Raw genomic sequence first — 18,221 nt, 5'->3', positions numbered from 1 at the left:
ACTCGGAACCAGCGTCGATCCTGGGGGGTGCGCGCGCAGGTGAGTTCGTCCCAGCTTCTCGTCGCACTGGACCGCGACAGTTCGATTCCGTTGCAACAGCAGCTCTGCGACCAGATCAGCGGGTCCGTGCGCACCGGTCGACTGCGCCCCGGCGACCCGGTGCCGCCGAGCCGTGAGCTGGCCCACCAGCTCCGGGTCTCCCGGACCGTGGTGACCCGGGCGTACGAACTGCTGCGGGCCAACGGGGTGCTCACCTCACGGCGTGGATCCGGCACCCGCGTCAGCGGCGCGCTGACCGACACCCCGCCACCGGCCCAACGCGCCGCCCGCCCGCCACTGTGGCCCGAGCCTCCGCTGCCCACCGACGCCGGCAGCCCGCTCTGGAAGCCCTGGGAACCAGCGCCGATGCACCGGCCGGACGGCGCGTACGACTTCCGGCACGGCACCCCGGCGCTGGCCAGCTTTCCGGTGACCCGGTGGCGGCAGTCGCTCGCCGAGGCGGTCAGTCGGGCCGACGCGGTGGCGCTGGGCTACGGCCCGGCCGAGGGCGCCTCGTCATTGCGCACCCAGATCAGCGCCCTGCTGCGCCGCAGCCGCGCACTCGACGCCAACCGCGAACACACGGTGGTGACCAGCGGCGCCACCCAGGCGATGGACATCCTGGTCCGGCTGCTCGTCGGCCCGGACGACGTGGTGGTCATCGAGGACCCGAGCCACACCGTGCTGCGGCAGATCTTCGGCTACTCGCGGGCCGCCGTGGTGCCGGTCGGCGTCGACGAGGAGGGCCTGCGGGTCGACGAGATCGAAAGCCAGGTCCGCGCGCACGGCCACGACCCGTCCCGAGTACGCCTGATCTACGTGACCCCGTCGCACCAGTTCCCGACCGGGTTCATCATGTCCGAGCGGCGGCGACGAGCGTTGCTGCGCTGGGCCCGTGAACACTCCGCCACGGTGCTGGAGGACGACTACCACAACGAGTTCACGTTCGCCGAGGAGCGGCTCCCGTCGTTGGCCGCCGACCCGCAGGACGCGGACGTGGTCTACGTCGGCAGCTTCAGCAAGACCCTCTTCCCGTCGCTGCGCATCGGGTACGCGGTGTTGCCACAGCACCTCGTCCGGCCGTTCCTCGGCGTCAAGTGGATCACCGACCGGCTGACCCCGACGCTGACCCAGGAAGCATTGGCCGAGTTCATCTCCTCCGGCGCGTACGCCCGGCACATCGGCCGGATGGACCGCCTCTACCGGCAGCGACGCGCCCGGCTGCTGGAGGCGCTCTACGAACACTTCGGCGCGGGTGTGCGCATCTCCGGCACGGCCGCCGGGCTGCACGTGCTGGTGACGCTGGGCGGCGCGCCCGACGCCAACGAGGCGGCGATCGTGCGCGCCGCCGCCGCACGCAACGTCCGGATCTACCCGGCCTCGGGCTACTTCGTCACCCGGCCACCGGCCGAACCGACCTTCCTGATCGGGTACGCGGCGCTGCCCACCGCACGGATCACCGAGGGCGTGGCGCTGCTGGCCGCCGCGGTGCGGGAATCGACGGTTCGGTGAAACGGGGCCGGATGAACCGGGCCCGCTGGGCGTACGGGACGGTGCAGTCGAAGACCGCCTTCGCCGTGCGCCCGTCGGCCGAGAGTGACGGCGAGTAGCCGGTGTGCTGGCTCGGGTCGAGGGGGAAGCCCTCCCGGTCCGGCAACACGCGCAGGTCCTGATCGGCCTGGAAACGGGTGACCATCGCCCACCACAGGTCCTGGTCGGATTCGATGTCGACGTCGTCGTCCACGCACAGCACCAGCTTGGCCATCCGGAACTGCTCCAGCACCGCCTCCGCGGCGAGGCGTACCGCGACGTCGTCCTCCGGGCCGCGCTTCGCCGGCCACTGCAGCACCACCATGAGCTGACCGCCACCCGCCGTGTGGCAGTGCGCGGCCAGCGCCGGCGTGCCCCGCCGGCGCAGCACGTCCAGCACCGCGGCCTCCATCCCGAAGCCGAGCAGCACCGACTGCTCGTGCCCGGGCCCGGACACGGCCTGCAGGATCGGGCTCTCCCGGGCGGTGATCGCGGTGACCCGGATCAACGGCAACGCGGGGTGCGCCCGGCCCTGGTAGCCGAGGAACTCCGGGGTGGCGACAGTGCCGTGTCGGCTCTCCGGCGCCCGGTCGGCCAGCAACTCGCCCTCGATGACGTACTCGGCGTGCGCGATGAACTCGGCGTCCACGGTGCGGCAGGGCAGCAGCTCCACCGGTTGTCCGGCGAGAGCGCCGGCCACCGCCAGCTCGTCGAGGTCGGGTGGTACCAGTGACGTCGGGCAGCAGGAGGAGAGCAGCACCGCCGGGCACAGGCCGAGGTGGACGGCCACCGGCAACGGACGCCCCCGCCGCAACGCGGCCTGGTACGCGAGCTCCAGGTCCCGGCCGGGCACCATCCAGATGGTCAGCGAGTCCGGACCCTGGACGCACATCCGGTGCACGGACAGGTTGCGGACGCCGGTGTCCGGGTCGGTGGCGAGCACCGCGCCGAGGGTCAGGTAGGGCCCGGCGTCCTCGTCGGTGAGGACCGGCACCGGCAGCGCGGTCAGGTCCACCGGCAGCGTCTCGCGGGGCCAGCGGGACGGGTCGTGCGCGGGCACCGGCGGGCGGGGTGCAGCCACCGCGTCGAGCAGACGGTGCGGCAGCTCGGCCGGTGTGCAGCCGAGCAGCCCGGCCGCGCGCCGTCGGGTGCCGTACAGGCCCATCAGCACCGCTCGGGTCGGACCGTGGTCGGGGCGTACCCGGTCGAAGAGCACCGCCGGGCCGGCACCGGTGGGCGGGGCGGCGGGCGCGCCCGCCCAGCGGGCGTAGTGCGCGGAGACGCCGTACCGGGCCGGTAGTTCGGCGGGAACGCGGACCAGCTCGCCGGGGAGCGGGTCGAGGGTGGCCAGGGCGTGCCGCAGGTCGACGGGTGTTCGGCTCACCGCTCCTCCCCCGCCGACGCGGCGGCGCGGCGGGCCGCCAGCATGTCGAGTTGCATCCGGGTCAGCTCGTCGATGAGGGCACGGTAGGTGCCGACCGCCACCTCCGGAGGCATGCCGTTTCCCACGGCCAGGTCGGACACCCGGTCGAGCACCTGCCGCACCCGGTCGGGTGATCGGACGGTCGCCTCGTCCGTCTTGTGTGCGGTCAGCTCCTGCACCACCCGGGTGCGCTCGGCCAGCAGGGCGATGATCCGCTGGTCAAGATGGTCGATGACGCCCCGCAGCTCGGCGATCCGGGTCGGGCCGTCGGCGGCACCGGCCGGCTCCCCGCCGGCCGGTGCCGCGAACCAGTGCTGGTCGGTCATGGCTGGGGAACCTGGTCGACCACGAAGACGACGGTGGGCTCGGCGTCGCTGCCCTGGGACCGGTGCTCCTCGTCGTCGGGGATCACGAACCCCATGCCGGGGCGGCACGGCACCGACCGGTCCCGGAAGTGGATGGTGAACTCGCCCTGCAGGACGTAGCCGGTGTGCCCGCGCAGGCACCAGTGGTGCTCGTCGAAGCCGGGCGGCAACTCCAGCAGGCGCAGCCGCTGCCCCCCGACGTACGAGATCTTGACGCGGCCCTCGGCGCCCGGCTTGTCCCACCTCTCCCACTCGGTGGCCGGGAAGTCGATGCCGACCGGCGCGGCGACCTGCTCAGTGGACATTCTCGATATCTCCTCTGGTCGGGGCGGAATCGTTGCGGCGGGGCCGCGGCACGCGTTCGTTGCGGTCCCGCCGCGGAAGGACCGGATCGCCGTCGACCCGCTGGTGCTGCTTGAGCAGCTGCACCATGTCGAGCATCCGGTGCACCATCCGCTCCAGCGCGTCGACGCCCTCGGCGTCGTGCAGGCCCGGTGTGCCGGTGGTGTTGCGCAGCAGGACGGGGAAACCGCTGCCCACCAGGATCATCCGGTTGAGCAGCAGGTTGTTGACGATCTGGTTGTGCACGGAGGAGTCGCTGTACCGTCGCCCGGTGACGATGATGCCGCCCACCTTGTCCGCCAGCGGACGGGTGAAACGCAGGTAGCCGACGCCCGCGCGCTCGATGAAGACCTGCATGAGGTGGGCCAGGCCGAAGCCGTGCACCGGGGCCGCGTAGATCAGCCCGTCGGCGTCTGTCATCTGCTCCACCAGGGCGGGGACGTCGTCGTCCACCTGGCAGGGCACTGTGCGGCTGTTGCAGTCGCCGCACGGGCTGCACGGCGAGATCCGGTGCTCACGTAACTGGATGGTGCGCAGGACGGCGCCCCGCTCGGCGATGAGTCGTCCCGCGTACGCGATGGCGTGGTCGGTGTTGCCGCCGACCCGTTCCGATCCGTTGATGGCGAGGATGGTCCCTGCTTCGCTGTGCACTTTCACCCCCGGTGCTCGTCGCGGGGTGGGCGCCGCACCGCGCCCACCCCCTGCGAGGTCAGTCCGTCAGCTTCCCGGCGAAGTAGTCGATGTAGGCCTGCATGTCGAAGTGACCGTGCCCGGACAGGGAGAAGACGATCGCCTTCGACTCGCCCGTCTCCCGGCACTGGATCGCCTCGTCCACCGCCACCCGCACCGCGTGGGTGGACTCGGGCGCCGGCACGATGCCCTCACTGCGCGCGAACAGCACACCGGCCTCGAAGCAGGCCGTCTGCGGCACCGCCCGCGCCTCGATCAGGTCGATCTCCCGCAGCGCGCTCACGATCGGCGCCATGCCGTGGTACCGCAACCCACCGGCGTGGATCGCCGGCGGGTGGAAGTCGTGGCCCAGGGTGTGCATCTTGGCCAGCGGGGTGAGCCCGGCGGTGTCGCCGAAGTCGTAGTCGTAGCTGCCCTTGGTCAGCGACGGGCAGGAGGCCGGCTCGGCCGCGACGAACCGCACCGCCGGGCCGCCGCCCCACTGGCGGCGCAGGAACGGCAGGGCCAGCCCGGCGAAGTTGGACCCGCCGCCGGCCGCGCCGACCACGATGTCCGGGTAGTCGTCGGCCATCGCCAACTGGAGCAACGCCTCCTGGCCGATGATCGTCTGGTGCATCAGCACCAGGTTGAGCACCGACCCGAGGGCGTACTTGGCCGCGCCGCCGCTGCTCATCGCCGCCTCCACCGCCTCGGAGATGGCCAGGCCGAGGCTGCCGCTGGAGTCCGGGTCGGCGGCGAGCGCCGCCCGACCCGCACCGGTGCGGTCGCTCGGGCTCGCGGTGACCGACGCTCCGAACGTCTCCATCAGGCCCCGCCGGTACGGCTTCTGGTCGTAGCTGACCCGCACCATGAAGACCTCGCAGTCGAGGCCGAAGTACGAGCACGCCATCGACAGCGAGCTGCCCCACTGGCCGGCGCCGGTCTCCGTGGTCAGCCGCTGCACGCCGTCCTGCTTGCTGTAGTACGCCTGCGGAACGGCGGTGTTCGGCTTGTGGCTGCCGGCCGGGCTGACCCCCTCGTACTTGAAGTAGATCCGGGCCGGGGTGCCGAGGGCCTGCTCCAGGCGACGGGCCCGGACCAGCGGGCTGGGCCGCCACTGCCGGTAGATGTCCAGCACCGGCCCGGGGATGTCGATGTCCCGCTCGGTGGAGAACTCCTGCTCGACCATGCCGGTGGCGAAGAGCGGTTCGAGGTCGGCCGGGGTGATGGGCTCCCGGGTGCCGGGGTGCAGCATCGGAGGTAGCCCCTTGGGCAGATCGGGGACCACGTTGTACCAGGTCGTCGGGATGTCGCTCTCGGGCAGCACGAACTTCGTCGCGGTCATGGCCTCTTCCAGGGGTGGGTGTCAGGAACTGGCGGTGGCCGGCTCGGCAGGTGACGGCACGGACCGGGCAGCCGGTCGCATCCGCAGCACTGCGAACGCGACCACGCCGACCACCGGGGTCAGCAGGAGCAGGAGGAGGACGGGCTGGTGCCCACCGGTCTGCCAGACGAAGCCGAGGCCCATCGGCACGACCAGGCGGGCGGAGCTGAGCACGAAACCGTTCAGGGCCATGAAACCGCTGACCCGGTGCTCCTCGACGTGGTCGGCGATGTAGGTGGGCACCACGACCGAAGCGATGATCTCCCCGAGCGTCCAGACCACCGTGGACAGCAGCACGGCGGGCAGCGAGAACGCGAACACCAGCACGGCCATCCCGGTGGACCAGAGCAGGCCCGCGACGACCAGCAGGGCTCGCGTCGAGTACGCCTTCATCCGCTTCTCGATCAGCAGACTGGCGCTGACCACGACCACGCTGTTGATCGTGTAGACCGCCCCGACCACCGCCACCGACGAGTGCAGGACTGTGGTGACCGCGAGCGGCAGCGTGTATTCCAGGCCGATCAGCGGCGCGACGTAACAGAACGAGACGATCACCAGCACCGCCACGTCGAGGTCACGCAGCAGCCCGGCCCGCCGGGTGCTCGCGGCCGGCGAGGCCACCGGCACACGCCGGGTGTCCGCCGGTACGAACAACCAGATGGTGGCCGCCGCGACCAGCCCGAGCAGAATGTTCCCGGCGAACATCAGCTGGTAGGAGTAGGCCGCCGCGATCCCGCCGAGCAGCGGGCCCACCCCCATGCCGAGGTTGTTGGCGAGGTAGCTGACCGTGTACGCGAACGGGCGCTGCTCGGGTGCGGTCAGGTCGGCGATCAGCGTGTTCGCCGCCGGGGCGAACATCCCCATCCCGACCAGCGCGACGAAGAGCAGCGCCGCGTACGTCCAGGTGGGACCGTCGAGCAGGGCGAGACCCAGGTAGCCGACCGCGTTGAGCAGCAGGCTCGTCACCAGCGCGGCGCGCCGGCCGGCGCGACCACACACCGGGCCGCTGAGCAGACTGCCGGCGAGCAGGCCGGTGCTGCCGACGGAGATCAGCACGCCCGCCTCGCCGGTGCTGAGGTGCCGGCTCTGCACCAGGTAGACGGCGAGCAGCGGGAAGACGAACATGCCGGCCCGGTTGATGAAGGAGGCGTAGACCAGCATCCGCAGCGGGCGCGGCAGGGCCTGGAACCGGCCCAGCCAGCTCACGCGTCACCGACCAGTTCGGTGACCACCTCGAAGGCGTCCCGGATGACCTTGAACCGGGCCCGGACGTCGTCGAAGTCGCGCCCCTCACAGACGTACCAGCCGAGGACGTCGTTGGACGCGGTCGGCGCGGCGAGCACGTCACCGACGCTCTTCCACACGTCCGCGTCGAGCACCGAGTCGAGCCCCCGCAGCTCGTCCGCCGTGGTGATCGCGGTGATCCGGCCGTACCGGTCGGAGCACAGGTATTCGGTGCCGATCTCCGGGCCGAGGGTGGCCGCCGGGACGTGCCCCGGGGCCAGTTCGAGGCGGCACCACTCGCCGGCCAGGTTGATCCCCCGCCCGGCCTGGATGGCGGGGACGATCGAGCCGCCACCCGCCCGGGCGGCCGCCTCGCCGAAGACCAGCCCGCCGTCGTCGCGGAGGAAGAACTCCACGTGCGCCACACCGGTACGCATGCCGAAGCCGCGCAGCACGGTGGCGCTGGCGGCCACGATGCGCCGCTCCGCCGGGGTCAGGTCGTGCTTGCGGGAGACCGTGCCGCCGGGCTCGTCGCGGAACTCCAGGATCGAGTACGTGTAGCGGGACAGCTGGTCGAAGACCACCTCGCCGTCTCGCAGCAGCGAGTCGACGTGGTACTCGACGCCCCGGACGTACTCCTCCACCCGGTAGTCGTGCCGGTCGTCGGCGACCAGCGGCCACACCCGGGCCAGATCCTCGGCGGAGTCCACCCGGTGGGTGTCGCCGCAGGCCCAGCCAGCGTACGGCTTGATCACCACGGGCCAGCCCACCTCGGCGGCGAACTCGGCGACCGCACCGATCGTCTCGGGTCGGCACGAGCGGGCCACCGGCACGCCCAGCTCGACGGCCCTGCGGTGCATGACGTTCTTGTCCCGGAACGTCAGCGCCTCCTCCGGGTCGAGACCCGGGATGCCGTGGTCGCGGCGGCAGTGCGCGGCGGTGAGCACGTCGCCCTCGAAGAGCGGGAAGATGCGCTCCACCGGGTGCGTGCCGAGGATCGTGGTGACCGTGGCGCGAACGGCTTCGGAGTCGTCGAGGTCGGCGAAGTAGCAGGGCAGTCCGGCGGCTTCGGCGGCCGGCTGCCCGGTCGGCAGCAGCGCGACGGTGGCCACGCCCAGCTCGGCGGCAGCAGTGACGACACTGCGGAACTGGGCCGCGTACCGGCCGGCCGCGGGTCGGTAGATCACCAGGATCGCGCGGTTCACGAACGGCTCCCACTGTCGCTGCCGACCGGGCCCGCGGTGCGCAGGACGGCGCTGGTCGCCGCACCGTCGAGCACCGCCTCCTGCCGGGTGCCGTCGGACAACCCGTCGAGGACGGTGGCGAGCCGGCCGAGCGCGTCCACCACCTCCGCCCGGCCGCCGGGGTGGGCCGACTCGACGGTGAGCAGCAGCCGGTGCCGACCCAGATCGGTGCGGACCAGGTGGCCCTGTCGCCAGTTCCAGCGTCGCGAGTGGGCCCGCCCGTCGGCGTCGGCGTAGACGACCTCGCCCGGCTCGGGCTGCTCCGGGGCGTCCGGAGCGCCGAGCGGCAGGTACGTCTCGGTGCCGTCGGCCGGCCGAACCACGAGGTCGGCGAGGCTGTCGACGGCGCACGAGGCAACCGGCAGGGCAGCGCCGAGCGACACCGCGTTGCAGAGGTCGACCAGGGCGTTGATCCGGGGCAGCCGGTCGCCCTTCGCGACCCGCCGGGCGATGGACTCGGCGGCGCAGGGGAACCGGTTCGGGTTCACCCCCACCGCCCGGTACGCCTCCCGCCACGCGGCGATGCCCGGCAGCTCCGCCACACCCGCCTTGTCCAGGCCGGCTGCGTGCAGCGCGTCCTCGGCGGCGGTGAGAAGCGCCAACACGGCGGGAGGGGCCGGAGCGACATCGACCGCCGGTACGGCGATCACGCCGAGCACGTAGTCCGGCACTGCGGTCAGCACCCGGTCGTCGATGCGCACGGTGAGGGTGTCCACACCGTCGCTGAGCTGGGTCATCGTGATCCTCGTAGGGTTCGGGTCCGATTGTTGGTCCGACCGTACGCAGCGGGGCGACCACCGGGTGTGGCCAATCCGGGGTGATCCGGTGTGGCCAATCCTGCGGTCGGCGGCTGACCGTCGGCGCGGCCGGCGCGGGTCCGCGCGCCGAGCAGCGTGGTGCCCAGCGCCAGCACGCAGAGCGCCGCGCCGACCGGCCCGAGCAGGTCCAGGGCGTCCTCGCCACCGTGCCGCAGCAGCCGGTTGCCGAGGAAACCGCCGAGCGCGATGCCCACGAACGTGGCCGACGAGTTGAGCGAGAGCAGCAACGGACCGGAGGTCGGCGCGACAGTGAAGAGCCGGTGCTGCTGAGCCGGCTGGGTGGCCATCGCGGTGACGCCCCAGGCCGCCATGGCCAGCGCCGCCGGCAGCAGCGCCTGCCGGGTCAGCGGCAGCGTGACCAGCACCAGGGCGAGCCCGGCGACCGACACCAGCAGCACCGGCACACCACCCCACCGGTCGGTGGCCCGTCCGCCGAGCACGGTCCCGGCGACCGCCGGCACGCCGAAGACCAGCAGCAGCACCGCGAGCAGTGTGCCGTCGCCGTCGGTGGCCGGGGCGAGCAACGCCCCGACGTACGTCAGCGCGAGGTATCCGCCGGTCATGAACAACGCGGTGGTGAGCACCGCCAGGCCGACGCGACCCTCGCGTGCCGGTGCGAGACGGGCGGCCAACGACGGGCCGGGCGGCAGCGCCAGCGCCGGCAGCCCGACGGTCACCGCGACCGCGCAGGCCGCGCCGACGGCGGCGAGCAGCCAGAAGGTGGCCCGCCACTGGAGGTCGGCGGCGAGCCAGGTGCCGAACGGCACCCCGGCGACGGTGGCCGCGGAGAGACCGCCGAGCACCACCGCCATGGCCCGGGCACGCCGCTCCGGCGCGGCCAGGGCGGCCGCCGACGCGGTGGCCGCGGGAATGTAGAGCGCGGCGCTGACCGCCGTGAGGACCCGGGCCAGCAGCAACAGCGGCAAATCGGGGGCGAGCGCGGAGGCGACGTTGCCCACCGTGAACCCGACCAGCGAGACCACCAGCACGGTACGCCGTTCCAGCCGGCCGGTCAGGGCGCCGAGCAGCGGTGCGGCGACCGCGTACGCGAGGGCGAAGACGGCGCTCACCCAGCCGGCCGAGGCGACGCTCACCCGCAGGCTGCGGGCCACCTCGGGGAGCACACCGGCGACCACGAACGTGTCGGTGCCGATGGCGAAGGCGCCGACGGCGAGCAGCCCGACGACGGGTACGCCCCGACGCATCACGCCACTCCCGCCGGCTGCCCGGAGCGGTACCGGGCGGCGTCCCCGGAGACCACCCGACCGCCGAGCAGCACCATCTCGATCGCCTCCGGCCGACCGAGGACGGTGATGTCCTCGGCCGGGTCCCCGTCGGTGATCACCAGATCGGCCAGCCGCCCCGGCTGCACCGTGCCCGCCTCGTCGCCCCGGCCGGCCAGCCGCGCTCCGTTGGCGGTGGCCCAGGTCAGCACCACCGGCGCGGGTATGCCGGCCATCGTCACGTACGTCTCCAACTCCTCGGCGTAGCGGCCGTGCGGGGTCCAGGCGAACCCGAAGTCGTCGCCGGCCACGATCGGGATGCCCATCTGCACCATCAGCGGCAGGATGCGCAGGGTGTTCTCGACCTCGGCCTCGAACTCCAGCGTCTCCAGGTACTCCGGGGTCTTGCCGTACCGGGTGCCGGTGGTGAGCAGGCGGTGCGGCTGGTGCAGGCTCGGCACCACGAAGATGCCGCGCTCGGCGATCGCCTCCAGGGCGGCGTCGTCGGCGTACGTGGCGTGGTCGATCACGTCGACACCGGCGGCGATGGCGTTGCGGATGCCGCCCAGCCCACGCGAGTGCGCCCGGATCCGGACGCCCCGCTCGTGCGCGGCCCGGGCCGCGATCACCAACTCCTCGGCGGTGAACAGCAGCTCGTGCGATCGGCCGTTGGGGAAGGTGTCGTCACCTGTGGAGAAGACCTTGATGATCTCCGCGCCCTGGGCGACCTCGGTGTCGACGTACTCGATCAGCTCTTCCGGGGTGTCGGCCAGCCGCATCAGGTCGCTCGGGATGCGTTGCTTGACCCCCGGGTTGCGGCGCTCCGGCGGGCCGGACACCATCAGGTCCCTGCTGCACGGCGTGATCCGCGGGCCGGGCAGCTTCCCGGCGTCGATCGCCCGGCGCAGCGCCATGTCGATGCCGGACACCGAGCCGGCGCCCACGAAGGCGGTGTAGCCCAGCCGGAGCATGGCGGCGGCGTTGGCGGCGGCGCCGAGGGTGACCTCCGGGATGCTGTACTTGAACAGCATCTCCCGACCGTCGAGCACGTCCAGGTACGCGATGTGGGTGTGGCCGAGCGTCATCCCCGGCAGCACCGTCCGACCGTCGAGGTCGAGGACGTCCACGTCCGGGTCGTGCAGCGGGGCCTGCGCCTCGGGCAGCACCGCGACGATGCGCTCGCCGTCGAGCAGCACACTGTGGTGCGGTCGGGAGGCCACCCCCAGTCCTTCCTGGACCGTGGCGCGGTGCAGCAACGTTCGTCGGGACACGACTGTCACTCCGGTTCTCTCGATGTCTGGTCTCAGCGGCGGCCGAACAGGGTCCACACGATCTCGGCACCCGGGCGGCGGGCCACCCACCGCAACGCGTGGCGGTGCACACCGGGGGCATTGGTCACCGCGAGGTCGGCGCCGCCGGCGGCGAGGATCTCGGCGGCGTGCTGGGTGGAGTCGGCGTCGACCCACCGCACCTGGCGGTCCCGCAGCGCGGGCGGCGCGAGGTCGGTGAAGATCCGCCGGACCTCCCACAGGGCGGCCACGGTGAGCCGACCGTCGGCCGGATCCGGGTCGCGGTGCGGCTGGGCGGCGATGCCGTACTCCGGGGTCGCCTGGGCGAAGTAGGCGTCCAGCCGCAGGTCACGGTGCCAGTGGAAGCGGGTGAGCCCCTGGTAGGCGCTCGGCACGAGGGCCTGGTCGACCCGCCGTTCCACCAGCGCGGCGAGCACCGCGTCGAAGGTGTCGGACAACTCGATGCGCAGCCCGTGCCGCTCGGCGAGGAACGCCGCGGTCAGGTGACTGGACGTCCCGGCCGGGCCGAGGGTGGCCAGCGTGGTGCCGGGCCGGCTCGCCCACCGGTCCACCACGCTGCGCCACCGCCGCCCGTACGCGTCGGCGAGCGGCCCGGGCAGCGCCGGCACCGACCCGTCCGTGGCCGTCTCAGGTGGTGTAGCCACGGTTGCCCGCCATCCGCTGCGCCACCCGGGTCTCGTGGTCCACCTCGACCCGCCGGTCGACGATCCGGGCGGCCTTCCAACTGACGAACGCGCCGGTGCTGACGATCGGGTCCAACCCGTCGGTCAGCTCCACCTCCACAGGTACGCCGAGCGCGGCGGCGGCCCGCTCCCGGACCCCGTCAGCCACCCCGGAGGGGTCGTCGGTGAGGTCCTTGAGCAGCTCCAGCCGGACCGTGAGCCGGTCACCGCCGGCGCCCGGGTCGTGGTCGATCACCACCTGGTACCCGCCCGAGCCGGTGACCCCGGTCAGGACCGCCGTCTCGATCTGCCCGGCGGTGAGACGTCGACCGCCCAGCTCGATGCGGTCCAGGGTGCGGCCGACGATCTGCACCAGGTCGCCGGGCATCTCGCAGTCGCAGTCCGACGCCTCGACGATCACCGCGTCGCCGGTGCGGTACCGGACCAGCGGCTTCACCCCGTCCACCAGCATGGTGACGGTGAGCTCCCCGCTGCCCCGCGAGCCGTACGACGTGCCGGTCTCCGGGTCGACCACTTCGATCAGGTAGTTGGTCTGGGAGAGGTGCATCCGCTTGTTACGGCAGGCGGTGGCGATGACGAACGCCTCCTGCGAGCCGTACAGGATGTTGTAGACATCCGCGCCCCAGACGGACTCCAGGTTGCGGGCCAGCGCCGGAGTGCACATCTCGCCGGTGACGAAGAGGAGCTTGACGGAGAAGTCCTCGCGCAGCCGGTACCCGTAGTGCTCGGCGGCCTTGGCCAGCATCATCGCCACGCCCGGCGTGCAGCACACGACCTCCAGCTCGAGGTCCTTCATCAGCTGCAACGCCTTGGCGAACCCGATCACCGGCGAGTACGGCCAGATCTTCGCGTTCAACGAACCGACGTTGCGGGCGATGTCACCGAGGGTGTCGCCGAAGGAGTGCACCTCGGTCGGGCCCATCAGCCCGATGCGGGGCGGGTGGTCGCCGAAGTGGTGGCGGAAGATCGACGCCCAGGACTCGGTGACGTGGGCGTTGCTGGCCACCACCTCCCGGCCGTCGCGAGGGCACGGCGTCGCGCGGCCCGTCGTGCCTGTCGTCTCGTAGAAAAACACCCCGTCGGCCAGCGGCCGGCTGAGCACGTCGAGCATCTCCTGCCGCAGGTGCGTCTTCGTGGTGAAGGGCAACCGGTCGAGGGTCGCCGGGGTGATCGCCGACAGGTCGACGTCGGCCAGGTGACGGGCGTAGAACGGTGAACCGGTGGACACCTGGTCGAGCACCGTACGCAGTTGCCGTGCGCGCCAGGCGTCCAGCTCGGACGGGTCGAGGGTGCGGTCGTAGAACGCCTGGTGCAGGGCCAGGTAGTCGACGGCGAAGTCCGCCGCCGGGCCGGTGGTCGGAAGCCACATGGTCGGATCCTTTCCAGGAATGAGCCGGCTGCCGTGCGGTTGTGGCGGGCCGGACGCAGGTCAGTGCAGACCGCCGTTGACGTCCATCACGGAAGCGGTGACGTAGCTGCTCTCCGGACCGGCCAACCAGGCGACCGCCGCGGCGACCTCGGCCGGCGAGCCGAACCGGCCGGCCGGGATCCGGGCCCGGTAGTCGTCGCGACGCTCGGCCGGAATCCGGGCGGCCATCGGGGTGTCGACCAGGCCCGGGGCGACCGCGTTGACCCGGATGTGGTGCTCGGCGAGCGCCCGGCCGAGGCTGTGTGTCAGCGCGATGCACGCGCCCTTCGACGCCCCGTACGCGGCGTCCGGGCTGCCGGACTGCCCGCTGATCGAGGCGACGTTGACCACAGTGCCGGGGCGACCGGCGGCGATCAGCGCGCGGACGAACGACTGGGTGCAGAAGAACGCGGCACCCAGGTTGACGTCGAGCACCTGCGCGTACGTCTTCGGGTCGTAGTCGAGGAAGTCCCGGGCGTGGTAGACGCCGGCGTTGTTGACCAGCACCGTCGGTTGGCCGTACCGCTCGTTGATCCGCGCGAAGAGCTGCTCCACCTGCTCCGGCACGGCCACGTCGGCGACCAGCGAGGCGTACGCCGCCGGGTCGACGGCCGGGTCGACGTCGACGCCGAGCACCCGGTGCCCGGAGCCGGTCAGGGCGGCCGTCACGGCCCGGCCGATGCCGCCCGCCGCGCCGGTGACCACGGCGAGGGGTGCCGACTGGTCGGTCATGACGACCCCGCCGCCCGTGAACCGGCCACCGGCAGCGCCGTGGCGCTTCGCAGGAAGTTGTCGAACAGACGCAGCCCGTCCTCGGTGAGCACGCTCTCCGGGTGGAACTGCACCCCCTCCACCGGCAGGCTCAGGTGTCGTACCCCCATCACGTAGCCGTCGTCGGACGACCGCGCGGTGACCTCCAGGTCCGGCGGCGCCGGGTCCGCGACGATGAGCGAGTGGTAGCGGGTGACGGTCAGCGGGGCGGACGCCCCGGCGAAGACGCCCCGGCCGTCGTGGCCGACCACGCTAGTCTTGCCGTGCATCAGGTGCCGGGCGACGGCGACCGACCCGCCGTAGGCGAGACCGATCGCCTGATGGCCGAGGCAGACGCCGAGCAGCGGCACCTGGCCGGCGAAGGCGTGCACCAGCTCCACGTGCCCGGACTCGGCGGGGTGGCCGGGCCCGGGGCCGAGCACCACCGCGTCCGGTCGCAGGGCGGTCAACTCGTCGCTGGTCCGGGAGCGGGAACGGACCACCACGGTCCGCGCGCCGAGGGTGCGTAGGTACTGGTCGATGATGTGGGTGAAACTGTCGTACGCGTCGACGAGCAGAACCTTCACGGCAGCAGCTCCGTACCGGTCAGGGCCCAGAAGGTGGCGCTCATCTTGGCCAGCGTCTCCCGCCACTCGGCGTCGGGGTTGGAGTCGGCCACGACCCCGGCGGAGGCCTGGGTGCGGTAGCGGTGGCCGTCGTGCACGGCGGTACGGATGCAGAGTGCGAGCACCGCGAACCCGCGCACGTCGACCAGGCCGATCGCGCCGGCGTACACGCCCCGGGGTTCGTCCTCCAGCCCGTCGATGATCTCCATGGCCCGCAGCTTCGGCGCGCCGGTCATGGTGCCGGCGGGGAAGGCGGCGCAGATCGCCGCCCAGGCGTCGGCGTCGTCGGCGAGTTGCCCGGAGACGGTGGAGACGAGGTGGTGCACGTACGCGAACGGCTCGACGTCGAACATCGTGTCGACGCTGAGCGTCCCCGGCACGCAGACCCGACCGATGTCGTTGCGGCAGAGGTCGACGAGCATGACGTGCTCGGCGCGTTCCTTCTCGCTGGCCGTCAGCTCGGCCACCAGCCGGCGGTCGGTCTCCGGGTCGGCGCTGCGCGCCGCGGTGCCGGCGATCGGACGCATGGACAGCCGGCCCTGTTCGATGCGGAGGAACAGCTCCGGGCTCGCCCCGATGACGGTTCCGCCGGCCCAGGGCGTGAGGTACATGTAGGGCGACGGGTTGCGGTGCCGCAGCCGTCGGTAGACCTCCAGCGGGGTGAGAGTGGTCTCCACGTCGATCCGGTGACCGATCTGAATCTGGTAGCTGTCCCCCACCTCGATGTGCCGGAGGCACTGCTCGACCCGGGCGGCGAACGTCTCCTCGTCGACGGTATCCCGGACCAGGCTGGGCGGTGGGGCGGCCGGCACTTCCCGGTCGCTGTCCGGCAGCGCGGCGAGGAGGTCCGGCAGCCGGTGGGCCGCGGTGTCCTCCGGCAGGTGCGGGCCGGTGGCGGCGAGGTGCCGCACAGTGCCGGTGCGCAGGTCCCACCAGACGGTGTGCCGGAACAGGACGAGGGTGCAGCGCGGGATGTCGTCGACCACCCGGTCGACGGAGAGTTCGTCCATGTCCCGCGCGGCCTCGTACGCGAGGGTGGTGAGGAAGCCGAAGGCGAAGCTGTCGGCGGGCGCGGTGGTCCGCACCGCGAACGCCCGTTGCACGGCCCGGATCGCCGCCCACACCTCGGGCGGCCCGGCGACGGACCAGACCCGTTCCCGGGCGCGGTGCCGGACCGGCTCGCCCAGGACCGCGGTGAGCACGGCCGCCAGGGCGTCGCCGAGCGGTCCGTCGGAGATCACCTCGAGGCGGTCGGCGATGAACCGCACCTCGGCGAGGGCATCCCAGCCGACGGCGGCCGCGTGGCGGTCCTGGGCCGGGCCGTCCAGGCTTTCGAAGAGATACAGATCGTCCGGAGAACGAACTTCGGCGAGCGCCGTGTAGAGCGACAAAGGATCGATTGGCGACAGTGTGACAGATGTCACGTCTATTGGAATTGAGTTGGTTGGTGGCATACGCCGTACCGCCACGGAATGCGACCCAATGAGCCGCGTGGCAGTCTTGGCCGACAATGAGGACACTGCGAAACCCCCTCTGAGCAGCCCGATTCACGCGCCCCCGTTGGCGTTGACCCCGCCGCGTGACGCGGCAGGTCGGACTCTTCCCCCCAGCACAAAAGGACTCGCACGACCACCCGTGCGCCGAGGCCGGTGACGATGCCGAGGTCCATATTGGACATACTCGGAACGTACGCCCTGATTCGCCGACAGCAGGTGGTTGCGCGTCCGACCAACACTTTCCTCAGGCGCAGATCACGCTGTCCATACCACTTCGACGACGCCGGAGCGGACCACTTGTCCCTGAATCTAAGCCTGTCAATAGATGGTCAATCGCGTGAAACGCTGGCAGTGCAGCTCCGTAACGCATTTCGCACACAGATCGAGGAGGGAACGCTTCGTCCCGGCACCCGGCTACCGTCGAGCCGGCAACTCGCCGTCGACCTCGGGGTGTCCCGCAGTGTGGTCGTCGAGGCGTACGAACAGCTCTGCGCCGAGGGGTACCTCGTCTCCCAGCACGGCTCGGGCACCTCCGTGGCGGCGACGGCACGCACCGACAGCGGCTCGGCGCTCACCCCGGACGACAGCACGTCGACGGCGGCGGTCTGGGACCTGCGCACCGGCGGCCTGCACAGCTCGACCTTCCCCCGCCAGGACTGGATCCGGGCGGTCAGCGCGGTGGTCACCTCGGCCGGTCACCGCGAGCTGGGGTACGCCCCACCGTCGGGCCTGCCGGTCGTTCGGCACACCCTCGCCGGCTACCTCGGTCGGGTGCGGGGCGTCCGCAGCCGACCCGAACACCTCATGATCACCTCAGGGTTCGCCCAGGGGCTCGCACTGCTCTGCCGGGAACTGCGCGACCGGGGCCACCAGACCGTCGGGGTGGAGGACCCGGGTCACCCGGGCGAGTGGGAGTTCATCGCCGACGCCGGCCTGCGCCCGGTGGGCCTCCCCGTGGACGCCGACGGCATCCGGGTCGACGCGCTGGCCGCGAGCGGGGTCCGCGCCGTGCTCGTCACCCCGGCCAGCCAGTTCCCCACCGGTGCCACCCTCAGCGCGCAACGCCGGGAGCAACTCGTGGCCTGGGCCGAAGCGGTCGACGGCTACATCGTCGAGGACGACTTCGACGCGGCCTTCGTGGCCCCCGCGCAGCGGATGCCGGCACTGCAGAGTCTCGCCCCGGACCGGGTGATCTACGCCGGCAGCGCCAGCAAGGTCCTCGCCCCGGCGCTGCGCCTCGGCTGGCTGGCCACCCCGGCCGCGCTCACCGCGCCGATCGAGCGGCTCCGCGCCGGCTGGGACATCGGCTGCTCCAGCCTGGAACAACTCGCGCTGGCCCGGCTGATCGACACCGGGGTCTTCGACCGGCACCTACGCCGACTCGCCGCCGACATCCAGAAGCGCCGTCAGGCGGTCCACCAGTTCGTCGCCCGTGAGATGCCGGGCAGCACGGTGTTCGGCGGGCACAACGGACTGCAGGCGTACCTGGTGCTGCCCGAGCGGTGCGACGAGGAGGCGCTGGTGCAGGCGGCGCGGCGGCGCTCGGTACTGGTCCGTGGTGGCCGCTTCTACGCCCTGCGAGCCGACGACCGCTCTGGGACCACGTGGTGGTCGACGGGGTGACACTGCGTGGCGCCGGTCCCTGGTATTCGGTGCTCGGCGGCCGACACCCCACCGAGCGGAACCG

17 protein-coding genes are annotated in these 18,221 nt (G+C 72.3%); 2 read left to right on the top strand and 15 right to left on the bottom strand.

The genetic code is table 11. The features are described from left to right. Nucleotides 1–39: 39 nt before the first annotated feature. Nucleotides 40–1,551, top strand: a complete 1,512-nt coding sequence (gene pdxR, locus ACWCO3_RS05835) for a MocR-like pyridoxine biosynthesis transcription factor PdxR (protein ID WP_450008701.1) — start codon at nt 40–42, stop codon at nt 1,549–1,551. Here the strand turns inward: pdxR (ACWCO3_RS05835) and ACWCO3_RS05830 are convergent. Genes ACWCO3_RS05830 through ACWCO3_RS05760 form a run of 15 tightly spaced genes read right to left on the bottom strand, consistent with a single transcriptional unit; the run spans nt 1,496 to nt 16,429 of the window. Then, nucleotides 1,496–2,953: a UbiD family decarboxylase gene (locus tag ACWCO3_RS05830; RefSeq protein ID WP_358166541.1), complete on the bottom strand. Its 1,458-nt coding sequence runs from the start codon at nt 2,951–2,953 to the stop codon at nt 1,496–1,498. The two genes, pdxR (ACWCO3_RS05835) and ACWCO3_RS05830, sit on opposite strands and share 56 nt — an antisense overlap. Then, nucleotides 2,950–3,318 carry a chorismate mutase gene (locus tag ACWCO3_RS05825; RefSeq protein ID WP_145783080.1) on the bottom strand — a complete coding sequence of 123 codons (369 nt, stop codon included), beginning with the start codon at nt 3,316–3,318 and terminating at the stop codon, nt 2,950–2,952. Before ACWCO3_RS05825 ends, ACWCO3_RS05830 begins: the two co-directional genes overlap by 4 nt. Further along, on the bottom strand, nt 3,315–3,662 hold the full coding sequence (locus ACWCO3_RS05820; protein WP_145783082.1) for a cupin domain-containing protein: 348 nt from the start codon (nt 3,660–3,662) through the stop codon (nt 3,315–3,317). Before ACWCO3_RS05820 ends, ACWCO3_RS05825 begins: the two co-directional genes overlap by 4 nt. Beyond that, complete coding sequence (locus tag ACWCO3_RS05815) at nt 3,652–4,356, bottom strand: flavodoxin family protein (RefSeq protein ID WP_450008698.1); 705 nt, start codon at nt 4,354–4,356, stop codon at nt 3,652–3,654. Before ACWCO3_RS05815 ends, ACWCO3_RS05820 begins: the two co-directional genes overlap by 11 nt. Nucleotides 4,357–4,408: 52 nt before the next feature. Continuing rightward, a complete protein-coding gene (locus tag ACWCO3_RS05810) occupies nt 4,409–5,713 on the bottom strand; it encodes a TrpB-like pyridoxal phosphate-dependent enzyme (RefSeq protein WP_354889235.1) in 1,305 nt (434 codons plus the stop codon). Between the two features lie 21 nt (nt 5,714–5,734). After that, a complete protein-coding gene (locus tag ACWCO3_RS05805) occupies nt 5,735–6,958 on the bottom strand; it encodes an MFS transporter (RefSeq protein WP_244311751.1) in 1,224 nt (407 codons plus the stop codon). After that, on the bottom strand, nt 6,955–8,181 hold the full coding sequence (locus ACWCO3_RS05800; RefSeq protein WP_450008696.1) for an ATP-grasp domain-containing protein: 1,227 nt from the start codon (nt 8,179–8,181) through the stop codon (nt 6,955–6,957). Before ACWCO3_RS05800 ends, ACWCO3_RS05805 begins: the two co-directional genes overlap by 4 nt. Then, nucleotides 8,178–8,957, bottom strand: coding sequence for a B3/B4 domain-containing protein (locus ACWCO3_RS05795; protein WP_450008694.1), 780 nt, complete (start codon nt 8,955–8,957; stop codon nt 8,178–8,180). Before ACWCO3_RS05795 ends, ACWCO3_RS05800 begins: the two co-directional genes overlap by 4 nt. Next, entirely contained in the window at nt 8,954–10,243 is a 1,290-nt protein-coding gene (locus ACWCO3_RS05790) for an MFS transporter (protein WP_358054273.1), read from the bottom strand. Before ACWCO3_RS05790 ends, ACWCO3_RS05795 begins: the two co-directional genes overlap by 4 nt. After that, nucleotides 10,243–11,532 (bottom strand): amidohydrolase family protein, encoded by a 1,290-nt coding sequence (locus ACWCO3_RS05785; protein WP_357933247.1) that lies wholly within the window; start codon nt 11,530–11,532, stop codon nt 10,243–10,245. The genes ACWCO3_RS05790 and ACWCO3_RS05785 overlap by 1 nt, the downstream gene beginning before the upstream one ends. Nucleotides 11,533–11,564: 32 nt before the next feature. Next, nucleotides 11,565–12,215: a prephenate dehydratase gene (locus ACWCO3_RS05780; protein WP_450008691.1), complete on the bottom strand. Its 651-nt coding sequence runs from the start codon at nt 12,213–12,215 to the stop codon at nt 11,565–11,567. Beyond that, a complete protein-coding gene (locus ACWCO3_RS05775) occupies nt 12,199–13,623 on the bottom strand; it encodes a phenylacetate--CoA ligase family protein (RefSeq protein WP_357933253.1) in 1,425 nt (474 codons plus the stop codon). Before ACWCO3_RS05775 ends, ACWCO3_RS05780 begins: the two co-directional genes overlap by 17 nt. A gap of 60 nt (nt 13,624–13,683) precedes the next feature. Continuing rightward, the gene (locus tag ACWCO3_RS05770) at nt 13,684–14,394 is read right to left on the bottom strand and encodes an SDR family NAD(P)-dependent oxidoreductase (RefSeq protein ID WP_145783098.1); all 711 of its coding nucleotides are present in this window, start codon (nt 14,392–14,394) and stop codon (nt 13,684–13,686) included. Further along, complete coding sequence (locus ACWCO3_RS05765; protein ID WP_145783100.1) at nt 14,391–14,999, bottom strand: anthranilate synthase component II; 609 nt, start codon at nt 14,997–14,999, stop codon at nt 14,391–14,393. Before ACWCO3_RS05765 ends, ACWCO3_RS05770 begins: the two co-directional genes overlap by 4 nt. Continuing rightward, nucleotides 14,996–16,429 carry an anthranilate synthase component I family protein gene (locus ACWCO3_RS05760; RefSeq protein WP_450008688.1) on the bottom strand — a complete coding sequence of 478 codons (1,434 nt, stop codon included), beginning with the start codon at nt 16,427–16,429 and terminating at the stop codon, nt 14,996–14,998. The genes ACWCO3_RS05765 and ACWCO3_RS05760 overlap by 4 nt, the downstream gene beginning before the upstream one ends. Before the next feature lie 456 nt (nt 16,430–16,885). Between ACWCO3_RS05760 and pdxR (ACWCO3_RS05755) the strand changes: the two genes are divergently transcribed. Continuing rightward, nucleotides 16,886–18,157 (top strand): MocR-like pyridoxine biosynthesis transcription factor PdxR, encoded by a 1,272-nt coding sequence (gene pdxR, locus ACWCO3_RS05755; RefSeq protein ID WP_450008686.1) that lies wholly within the window; start codon nt 16,886–16,888, stop codon nt 18,155–18,157. Nucleotides 18,158–18,221: the final 64 nt, after the last annotated feature.

The sequence above is a fragment of the Micromonospora sp. NPDC002411 genome (assembly GCF_053592955.1).
The sequence above is the reverse complement of the archived record's forward strand: the minus strand, read 5'-3'. Positions and strand labels throughout refer to the sequence as shown.

Bases quoted from the DNA above. Each gene is read 5' to 3' on its own strand.
- ACWCO3_RS05825 (WP_145783080.1), bottom strand. From the start codon at position 3,318: ATGACCGACCAGCACTGGTTCGCGGCACCGGCCGGCGGGGAGCCGGCC.
- ACWCO3_RS05820 (WP_145783082.1), bottom strand. From the start codon at position 3,662: ATGTCCACTGAGCAGGTCGCCGCGCCGGTCGGCATCGACTTCCCGGCC.
- ACWCO3_RS05810 (WP_354889235.1), bottom strand. From the start codon at position 5,713: ATGACCGCGACGAAGTTCGTGCTGCCCGAGAGCGACATCCCGACGACC.
- ACWCO3_RS05795 (WP_450008694.1), bottom strand. From the start codon at position 8,957: ATGACCCAGCTCAGCGACGGTGTGGACACCCTCACCGTGCGCATCGAC.
- ACWCO3_RS05790 (WP_358054273.1), bottom strand. From the start codon at position 10,243: ATGCGTCGGGGCGTACCCGTCGTCGGGCTGCTCGCCGTCGGCGCCTTC.
- ACWCO3_RS05775 (WP_357933253.1), bottom strand. From the start codon at position 13,623: ATGTGGCTTCCGACCACCGGCCCGGCGGCGGACTTCGCCGTCGACTAC.
- ACWCO3_RS05770 (WP_145783098.1), bottom strand. From the start codon at position 14,394: ATGACCGACCAGTCGGCACCCCTCGCCGTGGTCACCGGCGCGGCGGGC.